11 protein-coding genes, 1 tRNA gene and 2 pseudogenes are annotated in these 12,489 nt (G+C 66.2%); 5 read left to right on the top strand and 9 right to left on the bottom strand.

The window, feature by feature from the left end; all coding sequences use genetic code 11:
* From A5782_RS25935 to A5782_RS01890, 8 genes and pseudogenes are all read right to left on the bottom strand, one after another.
* Positions 1-119 (bottom strand): annotated as a pseudogene (locus A5782_RS25935) (class II glutamine amidotransferase); the annotation flags it as partial.
* A 47-nt stretch (positions 120-166) separates the two neighbouring features.
* A complete protein-coding gene (locus A5782_RS01920; protein ID WP_067094318.1) occupies positions 167-1,795 on the bottom strand; it encodes a long-chain fatty acid--CoA ligase in 1,629 nt (542 codons plus the stop codon).
* A 152-nt stretch (positions 1,796-1,947) separates the two neighbouring features.
* A complete protein-coding gene (locus tag A5782_RS01915; RefSeq protein WP_197694077.1) occupies positions 1,948-3,066 on the bottom strand; it encodes a WD40 repeat domain-containing protein in 1,119 nt (372 codons plus the stop codon).
* A 397-nt stretch (positions 3,067-3,463) separates the two neighbouring features.
* The gene (locus A5782_RS01910) at positions 3,464-4,246 is read right to left on the bottom strand and encodes a DUF427 domain-containing protein (RefSeq protein ID WP_067094315.1); all 783 of its coding nucleotides are present in this window, start codon (positions 4,244-4,246) and stop codon (positions 3,464-3,466) included.
* Positions 4,247-4,253: 7 nt separating this feature from the next.
* Positions 4,254-4,526: a DUF6295 family protein gene (locus A5782_RS01905; protein WP_067094312.1), complete on the bottom strand. Its 273-nt coding sequence runs from the start codon at positions 4,524-4,526 to the stop codon at positions 4,254-4,256.
* Between the two features lie 10 nt (positions 4,527-4,536).
* Complete coding sequence (locus A5782_RS01900) at positions 4,537-5,292, bottom strand: dienelactone hydrolase family protein (protein ID WP_067094309.1); 756 nt, start codon at positions 5,290-5,292, stop codon at positions 4,537-4,539.
* 118 nt (positions 5,293-5,410) lie between these two features.
* Complete coding sequence (locus tag A5782_RS01895) at positions 5,411-6,217, bottom strand: hypothetical protein (RefSeq protein WP_067094306.1); 807 nt, start codon at positions 6,215-6,217, stop codon at positions 5,411-5,413.
* 126 nt (positions 6,218-6,343) lie between these two features.
* Positions 6,344-7,576 (bottom strand): methyltransferase domain-containing protein, encoded by a 1,233-nt coding sequence (locus tag A5782_RS01890; RefSeq protein WP_067094302.1) that lies wholly within the window; start codon positions 7,574-7,576, stop codon positions 6,344-6,346.
* Between the two features lie 168 nt (positions 7,577-7,744).
* Here A5782_RS01890 and A5782_RS01885 point away from each other — a divergent pair, with 168 nt between their 5' ends.
* Both A5782_RS01885 and A5782_RS01880 read left to right on the top strand, forming a co-directional pair.
* On the top strand, positions 7,745-8,074 hold the full coding sequence (locus A5782_RS01885; RefSeq protein ID WP_067094299.1) for a DUF732 domain-containing protein: 330 nt from the start codon (positions 7,745-7,747) through the stop codon (positions 8,072-8,074).
* Between the two features lie 131 nt (positions 8,075-8,205).
* Entirely contained in the window at positions 8,206-9,387 is a 1,182-nt protein-coding gene (locus A5782_RS01880; RefSeq protein ID WP_067094295.1) for a serine/threonine-protein kinase, read from the top strand.
* A gap of 254 nt (positions 9,388-9,641) precedes the next feature.
* On the opposite strand, the gene A5782_RS01875 is transcribed toward A5782_RS01880, so the two are convergent.
* Positions 9,642-9,715: transfer RNA gene (locus tag A5782_RS01875), tRNA-Leu, on the bottom strand.
* A 355-nt stretch (positions 9,716-10,070) separates the two neighbouring features.
* Between A5782_RS01875 and A5782_RS01870 the strand changes: the two genes are divergently transcribed.
* The 3 genes and pseudogenes from A5782_RS01870 to A5782_RS01860 form a co-directional block, all read left to right on the top strand.
* Positions 10,071-10,967 carry a PE domain-containing protein gene (locus tag A5782_RS01870; RefSeq protein ID WP_067094294.1) on the top strand — a complete coding sequence of 299 codons (897 nt, stop codon included), beginning with the start codon at positions 10,071-10,073 and terminating at the stop codon, positions 10,965-10,967.
* Positions 10,968-11,040: 73 nt separating this feature from the next.
* A complete protein-coding gene (locus A5782_RS01865; protein ID WP_067094291.1) occupies positions 11,041-12,219 on the top strand; it encodes a PPE family protein in 1,179 nt (392 codons plus the stop codon).
* 160 nt (positions 12,220-12,379) lie between these two features.
* Positions 12,380-12,489 (top strand): annotated as a pseudogene (locus A5782_RS01860) (WXG100 family type VII secretion target); the annotation flags it as partial.

Genomic DNA, 12,489 nt, shown 5'->3' with positions numbered 1-12,489 from the left:
AGGCCGGTGCCGTCCGGATTTCTCCTGCTCTGTCGGGACAGGCTGTCCGGTGCATCCAGCAGCCAGAAGGTCGCGGTGCATGCGTGTGTCCCGGCGTGCAGGCCAAAGAGTCGGCACATGGCTTCCCACGGTAGCGGTCGCGACTCAGATCAGTGCGCTCACCGGGTCAGTCGCGCGCTTCGATCACCTGGTATCCGTCTTCGGCGTACCGCGACCGAATGGTTTTCTTGTCGTACTTGCCGACACTGGTGCGCGGAATCTCGTCGATGAAGGTCCACCGCTCGGGCAGCCACCATCGAACGACCTTGTCGGCGAGGAAGTTTCGCAGCTGTTCGGCGCTCACCGATGCGCCGTCTTTGGCCACGATCACGGCGAGCGGCCGTTCCTCCCACCGCTCGTCGGGGACGCCGACCACCGCGGCCTCGACCACATCCGGGTGGCCGATCAAGACGTTCTCCAACTCGACCGACGAGATCCATTCGCCACCGGATTTGATGACGTCCTTGGCGCGGTCGGTCAGGGTGACGAAACCTCGTTCGTCGATACGGCCCACATCGCCGGTTCGCAGCCAGCCGGAATCGAACCTCGATTCGTCGCGGCCCAGATAGTAGGAGCCGGCGATCCACGGTCCGCGCACCTCGACCTCGCCGACGGCGTTGCCGTCGTTGGGCAGCACCTGACCGTCGTCGTCGACGATGCGCATCTCGACGCCGCAGACCGGCTGGCCCTGCGTCCCGCGAAAGGCCCAGTGCTGGTCGTCCGGGGTTCCCGGCGGGGGCCACGCCATGGTCGCCAGCGGTGACGTCTCCGTCATGCCCCACAACTGCCGGATCTGCACGTCATGTTTTTCCTCGAAGGTGCGCATCAGCGATACGGGGACGGCCGAACCGCCGCAGACCACCAACCGCAGCGACGACATGTCGTGGTCGGGGTCGTCCTCGAGGTGATGCAGGACGCCGTTCCAGATGGTCGGCACCGCCCCCGTCACCGTGGGCCGCAGGTCCTCGACCATCCGGACCAGCGACCGGGGGTCGAGATGGCAATCGGGCAACACCAAGTCGGCGCCGGCCATCAGCGCCGCGTACGGCAGCCCCCAGGCGTTGGCGTGGAACATCGGCACGATGGGCAGCACGCTGTCGGTGGCCCCGACGCCGATGCCGTTGGTCGTACAGGCGCCCATGGTGTGCAGGAAGCTCGAACGGTGGCTGTAGACCACGCCTTTCGGGTTGCCGGTGGTGCCGCTGGTGTAGCACATGGCGGCCGCGGAGTTCTCGTCGATGTGTGGCCAGTCGAACTCGGTGGACTCGCCATCGAGGACGTCGGCGTAGCGCAGCACGGTCTTGCCCGATGCCTGCAGCGACTCGGTGTCGTCGCCGACCACGATCACCGTGTGCACGGTCTCGAGGTTCCCCAGCACGGGCGCGAGCAGTTTGACCAGTGACGCGTCGACCAGCACCACCTGGTCTTCGGCTTCCTTGGCGACGAAGGCGATCTGCTCGGGGAACAGGCGGATGTTGAGGGTGTGCAGGACCGCACCCATGGACGGCAATGCGAGGTAGGCGGTGAGGTGCTCGGCGTTGTTCCACATGAACGTGCCCACCCGCTGGTCACCGGTGATGCCGAGCCGGCGTAGACCATTCGCCAGCTGCGCGGCCTGTTGACCCAGTTCCCGATACGTGGTGCGCCGGTAACCGTCCCCGGTGGCGGTCGTGACGGTGCGTTCCCCGTGCACAGTGCAGCCGTGACGCATGATCGCGGTGATCGTCAACGGAAAGTCCTGCATCGTGCCGTCCATTGATCAACCGCCTTACTCTCGGCCGCAGCACCCGCGAAATGCGGCGCCCGCATTCCGGGCCGACGGCGTCGCAGCCCTCGGCCGCCTCCACCCTAAGCCCGAATTCAGCGCGAGTGGCGGCAGCCGAACCGGGCTGACGCCCGGCTGCGCGGCTACGCCAAAACCGGTTCCCACTCCGGCAGCTCCGGCAACCAGCCGGCGACCGACAGATCCCGGTCCGTCACGCCGATGTGGGTCTGCGATCGTTCGGTCGAGGCGATCCTCGCCGCGGTGACCACGCCGGAGTAGTCGGCGATGTAAAGATGGGTGCCGTCGGGGCTTTCCACCACGCAGGACGGGTGCTTGGCCATCATGACCTCGCCCACCACATCCTGCGTGTGGGTGCTCAGCACCGTAATCCGGTCGTCGCTGACCAGGTAGGCCCGCGCGCCGTCGCGGCTGAGCGTCATCCGGGTCAGCGGCCCGGTGATTTCGGGGATCTTGTGAGTGCCGACGATCTTGTTGTCCCGGGTATCGACCACGTCGAGCACTACGCCGGCGACCGGATCGCAGCTCGCCACGTAGGCCGTGCCGCCGTCGTCGCTCAGTGCCACATCGCGGACGGGCAGCCCGAGGTCGATGACGCCGACGATGCGCGACCGGCCGCCGACGCGGCGATTGTCCGACCGCGTGCGGGTCTCGATCACGGCGAGGCTGCCGCCGGTCGGCGCATTCATGCCGACGTACAGACGACGTCCGTCGGGGCTGATCCGCAGGCATTCGGTGGTGGTACCGGTTGCGGCCGCCAGCTCGATCACCTCGAGTTCACCGGTGGTGGTGTCCAGGACCGTGACGTCGGCACCTCGCACCGCATTTCGGCTGGCGTAAAGGTACTTTCCGTCCGGGCTCACCGTCAGGTCGCTCACGCTGTTCGCGAGCTGATGTGTGGCGATACGCCAGTTCGTGACGACATCGATGACTTCGATGGCGTCGTAGCCGGCGGTTGCGGTGCTGACGTAGGCATAGTTGGCGTCCGCACTGCTCATGGTGACGGCGAAGGGTTCGGCCAGACCGGTGACGGTGCTCGAGACACGACACGTGTTGGCGTCGATGACCGAAACCAGGTCGCGGGCGTAATTCGTCACGACCAGCCGGCGCCCGTCGGGGCTGATGTCGATATCGCTGATGGGACCGTTATGCAACGGGACTCGAACCACCGAGGTGGCGTCAAGCTCGAAGACCCGCCCGTCTCGATCGTCGTGCGCGGCCGCGGGGCCGTTCACATCATTCACGCTGGTACCGCCTTTGCTGTGGTTGTCGGCTCGAGTGGTCAGGTGGCGAAGCCGCCGAGACGTTCGCGACGAGGGCCTCCGGATCCACCGGCTTTCAGCACCGAAAGGCGCTGACGAGACTGGTTTTCGGTAGTCTACTGGCCACAAATCGCCCCAAAGCAGTTCGGAATGCTCGACGTTAGCTACGTCACTGCGCGCACTTAGGTTCTGCTCAGACTTCCAATCCCGCTGTATCGCAGTGGCTTACCCGTAGCGAAAGTCAGGCAAACCCGCTTCCGGCGGATTTCGTTCGCGCCGCTAACAGCCCAGGTGAGCGCGCTATCGCTGCATAAGTAAGGAATTCTCAGGATTTGTGGCCAACGAGGGAAAGATCACATCCTCGCTTACCGCGTCGGTCCTAGCTGAACTGCGTCTGCGGCCGCGTCAAACCGGCCCCGTCGACCGCGATGTCGAGTTTCTCGTTGTAGAAGGCGATAAGACCGGCAATCTGCCCGACCGCCGGAAGCGGATAGTGGTAGGTCCACGCCAAATCCTCATGCACGACTTGCTCGCCCGCGGGACCCACCCGCACCGACCAATAACCTGACGTCACTCCCTTGTACGGACACAACGTCTGCGTCGGGCTGGGTTCGAGGTGCTCGAAGGCGACATCTGTCGGATCGATGTAATACCGTGTCGGCAAACCTGTTTCGAACAGCAAAACAGGAGACTTGGTGTCGGCCAAGACAATTCCGTCAAGTTCGACCCGGACGTGGCGGTGCGAGCGCAGGGCGTCCACGCGTGAGTACGGATTGCGCGGATGACCGTAGATCGGCTCGTCTTCTTCGAACCAGCGCAACGGATTCCACTCGAATCGCACGGTGCCGGCCAGTGGGCCGTCGCTGTCGGCGTCGAATACCCGCGCGGCGGACGCATGCGTGTGGTCGGTACCCGCCAGGGAGTACAGCCGAGAAGGGCCGAATTGCACCTTCTGGGCGTGGTTTTCGTCGCGCAGGAACTCCGAACGCACGTCGGCCAGCGGGATGTAGTACTGCGGGTAATAAGGGACTTCCCACACGTATAGGGCGGCGGTGGTGTCGAAGACCAGCGCATCGCCCAGATAGCCGCGGACCCGCCGCGGTGCGGGTTCGATCCTGCCGCGGGCGGCGGCCATCTGCGGATAGTCAGCTTCGGTGGTCATGGCTGACCTACTGGTCCTTGGAGGCCAGTCCGGCCGGCGCGTGACCGATCGCCTTGCGGATGGCGTCGGCCAGCGCCAGAGCGCTCTCCTCGGTCAATTCCAGCGCCACCCGCGCCGACGGGCCGAGCCGCGGGTTGATCACGTCGATGTTGACCGTGTGGCCGTAGGGCGCGTGGACGGGATGGTCGACATACACCGTCGCGCGGTTCGCGCCGAACCATCCCGTCGCGCCTTTGCCGCTGCCGTCGATCTCGACATGTTCGGTGAGATAGGTGCACATGGGACGATGCCTAGCCTTTCAGGTAGGTGGCGAAGAACTCGTCGATTCGGTTCCAGCCGTCCACCGCGGCCTCCGGCCGGTACGCCGGCCGGTCGACGGAGAAGAACGAATGGCCCGCGCCCTCATAGGAGTGGAACTCGTGCGGCTTGTCCAGCTTGTTGAGCTCGGCGTCCAGGGTGGCCACCGCGGCGGGGGCCGGAAACCGGTCGTCGCGTCCGAACAGCCCCAGCAGCGGACAGCTGAGCTTTGGCGCCAGGTCCAGGATCGGCTTCATGGCCTTGGGCATGCCCTCGGGCGGATCCTCGACGATGAACGCGCCGTAGCAGTCCACCGCGGCGTCCAACGGCAGCGAGCAGGCCGCCAGGTAGGCGTGCCGCCCGCCCGAGCAGTGCCCGATGACACCGAACTTGCCGTTGGCGCCGGCCAGCGAGCGCAGCTGCTCCACCGCGCCCGCGACGTCACCGACCAAGCGTTCGTCGGGAACCCCGCCCGCGGCCCGGGCCGCGGCGGCGGCGTCATCGGGCGCGGCACCCGGGGCTTCCCGCGAGTAGAGGTTCGGTGCCACGGCGTTGTAGCCGCTGACGGCGAGCCGTCGGACGAACTCCTTGGTCTCCCGGTCGTATCCGGGCATGTGGTGGATCCACACGACACCGCCCCGCGATCCCTGCGCGAGCGGCAGGGCCTGATAGGCCTCGATCTTGTCGCCGCCATAGCCGGTGATGGTGATGGTCTCTGCGCGTATGGCGTCTGCGCTGGGTGCGTTCATCGCGACTCCTTTTCCGCTCCGGTGGCACTCGAGTCGTGGCCGCAACCGGATGCGGAGCGCTGCGGCAGGTCCGGGACCGCTCCGCCGAGAACCAACGTAGCCGAACCGCGGTGCGGGTTCAGCGCCGCTTGTCGCGCACCTTGTAGGTCGAGGGCCACGACTTTCGGGAATCGTCTCCGGTCAACGGAGTTCCCATCCCGCCGACCTTGACGGCGTAGGCCTCCTTGCCCGGGCCGACCTCACGATTGGCGTGTTCGGTGGCCAGGAAGTAGAGCTCGTCGATGGTGGCTTCGTCGTAGGCGACGAACGAGGTTTCCCGCGCGACGTCGTCGATCCCGACCAGCATCCGATCGGGCAGCAGTCGCGACGCCACCGCCGCCAGTCCCAGCAGCCCGAAGGGAATGATCCAGTAGCAGAGAAACGACAGTGGGGTCTTCGTGTCCAGCATCAGGGCGGCGGTCGTCCCGGAGGGCCCCGCGGGCCCTTCCAGGATCGACGGGATCGCCGACGACACCGTCATCCCGGCGAACGTCGCGACCCATAGCCAACTGAGGATTTTGACGATCCGGCCGAACACCTTGGTTTTGACGACGTCGGCAGCCTGTTCGGCTGCGGCGAACTCGGCCACAAAGGGCTTGCCGAGCAGCACTCCGATCAGCGTCACCAGGAAGATCCCGGCGTTGCTCAGCGGCAGTATCCACCGCTCGAGGAACGAGTCACTGAGGGTGAAGGCCAGCACGGCAAGGATCAAAAGCACTGCGACGGAAGCAAAGTCAAACAACTGCCACTTCCGGCCCATCGCGCCCCCCAGCCCCAGGCTGGCGGCGGCGATCGCCAGCGCGGCCAGCACGGCCGCGGCGAACGGAACGTTACCGACGAGTACCCAATACACGATCCACGGCGCGAGACCGAACAGCATGCCCATGCTGGGTCAGTGTATGAGTGGCGCTTTGCGGTGCCGTCGGCGGCAGGCCCAAAATCTTGGTCCGCGCGTCACAGCATTACGGGAACGCCGGACGGGTCCGCCAAACACACGTTCTCGCAATTGATTTCATCTTGGACCCGACGGCATGGTGTTCAGCCCCATCGCGAGGAAGTCCAGACGCCACAGCGACCGGAACAGTGCGCGCCCGAATTCCTGCACGCGCTCCCCGTCTTCGGGCCTGACGTCGCCGCGCTGGGCCACGCAGTCGATGATCTCCTTGATCGTGCGACGGCCGTCGACGTGCTGGACGAAGGGCAGTTGAGCCGGGTCGAGCTTCAGCGTCGCGCCGGGCAGGTGAATGGTTTCACCGGACAGCAGGCAGGCCGTGCGCAGCAGCGGAACGTAGTCGAGGCAGGACGCCGCCGAGAAATCGATCGCGTAGTCCTGTTTGGGACGTTCGGGGCGGCAGGCGAGGAAGAAGTGGGTGGCGTTCGCGGGTTGCAGGCGTTCCATCACCGACCACAGTTTGATGTCGGGCAACTGGTTCACCACCGACTGGAACTGGCTCGCCGGCGCGACGAAATCGTGCGGGTAATACGGCGAATTGCGCAGCCAGCCCTGAAACGCCAGTCCGGCCGCGTCGACCAGCTCCAGGCATTCCTCGACGGTGTAGCTGCGTTGGCGGGCGTGCAAGAAGGTGTCGACCAGGGCGCCCGCCGACATCAGATCGCGCGCGCCCTGCAGATAAGAGCGGACCGGGTGGTCCGCCGGTAGCACCGCAATGGCCTCTACGACCAGTTGGACCGACGCCTCGTCCTGCGACAGTCCGAGGTCGCGGAACACCGATTCGAGCATGTCGACGCCGATCCGGCCGTACTTCGCGTAGAGCATGACGCCCAGCGCCCCGTCGGGTCGCAGCCACTCGCCGAGCGCCGTCAGCCCGGTTAGCGGATCGGCCATGTGGTGCAAGACGCCGCTGGAGACGATGAGGTCGAAGTCGCTCGATAGCGCCGACACCTCTTCGATCGGAAGCAGGTGCAGTTCCAGGTTGTCCAGGCCATGCTTGTCTTTCAGATGCCGGTGGTGATCCAGCGCGGACTGGCTGACGTCGATCGCGACGACTTTGGCGCCGCGGTTCATGTAGGCCAGAACGGCCGCCTGGAAGGTGCCGCATCCGGCAACGAGGATGTCGAGGTCCGGTTGGTAGTCCCGGTTCGGCCACAACACCCGATGCGCCCAGTAGGGATCGAACCAATCCCAGTGGTTTTTGGTCCACACCGCGAGATCTGTTACCGGAGGCGGATATTCCCACCGATCGTATTGGCGGGAGACACCGTCGGCCCGCGGGTCCTCGGTCACTTCGGCGCTGGCTCCTTCGCGGTGGCAGATCGCGCAACGGTACGACGAACTTACTGCGCCTGCACATTCGGCCGCAGGAGAAGCCGTACCGATTCGTTCCGATCTGCCGATCTGGGGAGACACAATTAGGATTCAGTTCCTGCATCATCGACGGCGAGGAGTGAACGAATGAAGAACACGGCACGGTTGAGCGGCCCGATCGCTGTCGGCCTGGCCGCGTTCGTCGTCCTCGCCACCGCACCGTCCGCGAACGCCGACCCGGCCGACGACAACTTCCTGCGCGCGCTGACCCAGCGGGGACTCAGCTGGCCCGGCGGCAACGACCAGACGATGATCAACGTCGGGCATGCGGTGTGCTCAGACTGGGCGGGCGGGGACACCATGGCCCAGACCGTCGACGACGTGCAGAAGGCGCTGGGGCTGAGCACCAACGGCGCCGGCACCGTGATCGGGGCGGCCACGGCGTCGTACTGTCCCGAATTCCGCAGCAAAATGTAGGGGCGCCGCCTTTGCGGGCTGACGCTGGGCCTAGACAGTCGCCAAACGGCCCAGGCTGCGTTTTGAGCCGTCGCTGTTCGGGTAACCGACGGCACGATCGTGACCGGAGTTGCACGGAGTTAGCAGGGCGAATGAACACCCTTGCGTTGCTCGCTGGCCGCTACGAGGTGCGCGGCAAGCTGGGTCGTGGTGGCATGGCTGAGGTTTGCGACGGCTGGGACACCCGGCTGCGCCGACCGGTCGCGATTAAGGTTCTGCATCCCTCGGTCAGCGCCCAGAGCGGCATGCGGAACCGCTTTGACGCGGAGGCACACGCGGCCGCGGCGCTCAACCATCCGAATATCGTCGCGGTCTACGACAGCGGCGAGCATGAGGGCAACCCGTTCATCGTGATGGAGCGGCTGCCGGGGGAAACCCTGGCTCACGAGATGGCCCGTGGCCCACTGCCCCAGGAGCGGGTCCATGCTTTGCTGGACAACGTCCTCGCCGCGCTGACCGCGGCACATCGCGCCGCCATCCTGCACCGCGATATCAAGCCCGGAAACATCCTGCTTGCTGCGGGGGGCGAGATCATCAAGGTTGGGGACTTCGGGATCGCTAAGACTCCGGAGGCCACCAATACGCTGACCGGCCACATCCTCGGCACAATTGCGTATCTGAGCCCCGAGCGGCTCGCCGGTGCACCGGCCTGTGTAGCTGACGATCTTTATGCGGTCGGTGTCGTGGGCTATGAAGCACTCGCCGGGCATCGCCCGTTCCCACAGGAAAATATGGCGGCGCTCGCCGGCGCCATTCTGCATGGACGGCCGCCGCCGCTCGCGGGGCTGCGACCCGACGTCGATCCCAGCCTGATCACGGTGATCGAACGCGCGATGGCGCACGACCCGCGGCAGCGGTTCGGCAGCGCCGAGGAGATGCGCGCTGCGCTGCACAGCCCTCGTCCCCGGGCCGCAGGCATGCAGGTGGCCCCGCCGCCCCACCCGGCCACCAAGTTGCTGGAGGTGCCGGTACCCGGTTTTCCCACTAACACTTTCGTCCCAGCACTGGTCACATCGACGACGAGCCGCAGCAGGACGGTGCTGAGCATCCTGGCGGTCGTGGCTGTGCTGATCCTTATTCCATTAGCACTTGCGCTTGATGCGTCGTCCTCACACACACCTCCGCAACCGGTGACCACCAGCACTCCGGCGCCGGTCCCCGTCAGCAACGCCGAGCCACCACCACCCCCGCCGACGCAGCAGCCTCCGGCCCCACCCGGGCACGGCCCTGGTAAAGGACACGGCAAAGGAAACGGCGGCGGCCGGGGAGATTAGACCGACTGTTTGGGAGCAAGCGGGGCCGGGGTCTTTGCCGCCGCGGCGGCTGATTGACGTTCTGGGTTGTCGAGGATCCGAGCGAAGGCACTCGCGCCAGGCGCCTAGCCGGGAGGCGCCGACGGCCGAATCTCGATTTCGAGGCGTGATTCGAGAGGAAGAAGCTTAAACCCTTTGCATTTCAACGCATTTCATCATCATGCTATGCCCGAAAACCCTTTTGGGACTGCCGGTTTCGCCTGGCCCAGAACCGGTGCCCCCAGTCGGACTCGAACCGACACTTGACGGATTTTAAGTCCGTTGCCTCTGCCAATTGGGCTATGGGGGCCCGGCGGCGAATCTAGCGCGTGACGGTCGAACGCGCGGCATCGCGTCCCATTGGTTATTAGCCAGATGTGCAACGTGCGGCCCGAATAGGCATGGGCTACGATCCGCGCGCCGCGCGCGATTTAGTTCTGTCGGCGCCGTGGCTCAGATGACATCACTATGTCGTCCGACAGGGCCTTGTTAAAACTGCCGCCCTTGTCGTTAAGAAGCCGTAAACGGCTGTAACCCCTGGCCCTTTCGACGGGAAACGTGAGGTTGTGGGTCGTTAGCCTTACGCCAACGCACAGGGGCCGTTACGTGAATACACAGGTCGATCCACGCCCGGGGTCGACTCGTTCCAACACTAGGAGCAGCAGATGTCGTTTCTGACAACGCAAACTGAAGAAATGTTAGCCGCAGAGCAGCTGCTCAGCGGAATCAACACCAATCTGGCGGCGCAGAACGCGGGCGCGGCTTCGGCGACCACCGTTGTCGCCCCAGCGGCTGCCGACCCGGTATCGGCGCAGCAGGCGGTCCTCTTCTCGACCTACGGCACCACCTACCAGTCCGTCGCGGCCGAAGCCCAGACGTTGCTGGAGCAATACGCGAGCACCCTGGGAATCAGCTCCAACAGCTACGGCGACACCGAGGCGGTCAACGCTTCCCAAGCCCTGCTTTCCTCCGCTGCGTCCCCCGCCGCAGCCGCTGCCGCCACACCGACGAACACTCCCCTCGACTTCCTTTCATACCTCCTCGGCAGCACCGGCAACGGCACCAATCCGTCCATGCTCGGCGGAATGTTCGGCCTCTCGAGCAACGGTGCCAACATCTTGAACATCGGTGGTGGGAACTGGGCATCGGCCGGTTCCGACCTGCTCGGTATGGCCGGTGGCGGTCTGCTTCCCGCCGCCGCCAGCGATACGGGTGACGCCGCCGCCGCGGCCGGCGCCGCCGACCTCGCTGCCTCGACATCGCCGGCCGCCCCCGGCATGGCCGGCATGGGCGCGATGCCGACGGCCGCGCTGGGCCAGGCGACCATGGTCAGCAAGCTCTCGGTGCCGCCCACGTGGGCCGGTTCGGTCACCCCCGTGGCGGGCACCGTCGCCGCTCCGCTGCAGACGGCCGGCTGGACCACCGCCGCGCCGCAGGCCGGCGCGGGAACGATCGTGCCGGGCATGCCCGGAATGGGTGCGATGGGACGCAACAGCGCGGGCTTCGGTGCACCGCGCTACGGCGTCAAGCCGATCGTCATGCCGAAGGCGGCCACCCTGTAGGCGGCGGACTCCGACCACGTCATCGACCAGCACAGCAAGTTTCCACAACCGATAAAGGAACGGGATTGTAGAAATGGTTCTTGAATTTTCGGCGATACCACCAGAGATCACTTCGTCGCTCATGTACGCCGGTGCGGGCTCCGGGCCGCTGATGGCCGCGGCCACGGCGTACGCCAACCTGTCCGCCGAGATCAGCACGACCGCCAGCCAGTGGGAATCGATCATCTCGTTGCTGACGACCGAGCAGTGGACGGGTGGCGGGTCGGCAGCGGCGGCGGCCGCGGCCCAGCCCATCGTGTCCTACCTGACCACCACGGCGGCGTCGCTCGAGCAGGCCAGCGCTCAAGCCACGGCGTCGGCGGCCGCCTACGAGGCGGCGTTCGCGGCCACGGTTCCGCCGCCGGTGATCGCGGCCAACAGGTCGTTGCTCGCGACGCTGGTCGCGACGAACTTCCTGGGCGTCAACTCGGCCGCGATCGCCGCGACCGAGGCGCAGTACGCCGAGATGTGGGTCCAAGACGCCACCATGATGGCCACCTACCAGGCGGCCTCGATGGCGGCCGGCACACTGCAACCGGTGACGCCGCTGACGTCGGCCACCGACCCGGCGACTGCCGCGACCGCCGACAGCGCCGCCCTCGCCGCCGACTCGTCAGGCGGTACGGTCCAGGCGCTGGCAGCTCCTCTCGCTGCAGCGCCGGCGGCCGCCGCCCCCACCCTGCCCTTCCAGACCACCGGCATTCTGTCCTCGATTGACAACTTCCTCGGTACTCCGTCGGTCCTCAACGGCATCAACGGTGCGGTCAACACCGGGGCCTGGTTCACCATGAACGCCATCCCGACCGGGGTGTCGCTGGGGCACACCCTGTCCGCCGCCGCCCCGGCGGCCGCAGTCAGTGACGTGATGCCCGCGGGTGCGGCCGGTATCACCGAAGGCGCCATGGTGAGCGCGGTGACGCCGGCAGGCGGTCTGGGCGCAGCGGCCTCGGCGAGCGTCGGTGAGGCGTCCGCGGTCGGAGGCCTCTCGGTGCCGGCCAGCTGGTCCGCGGCCGCGCCGGCGACGTCGCTGGCTTCGGCCGCCGCCCCGCTCGAGGGTTCGGGCTGGACCGTCGCCTCCGAGGCCGCCCAGCCGGTCAGCGCGATGCCCGGCATGCCCGGAATGGCCGGCGCAGCAAAGGGCGCCGGCGCCTACGGGACCGGCCCCCGGTACGGCTTCAAGCCGATCGTCATGCCCAAACAGGTTGTCGTCTGAGAGGGGATTGTTGATATGGGACAAAGGGGGTACATGTCACCCGTTTGAGGCGAGCAATTAACCGGCAGGCCGTAATCCATTTACAACTCGGCCACCAGCGCATCAATTACAACTGTTAAGACTTCGGCGAACTGAAGCTTCAAGATAGGAGACAGTCGACATGGCAACACGTTTTATGACAGACCCGCACGAGATGCGGGCGATGGCGGGCCGCTTTGAGGTGCACGCCCAGACCGTTGAGGACGAGGCTCGCAAGATGTGGTCGTCGTC

The organism is Mycobacterium sp. 852002-40037_SCH5390672, from assembly GCF_001665875.1.
Taxonomy (GTDB): Bacteria; Actinomycetota; Actinomycetes; order Mycobacteriales; family Mycobacteriaceae; genus Mycobacterium.
Note: the sequence above shows the minus strand (reverse complement) of the source record. Positions and strands in the feature narration are given on the sequence as shown.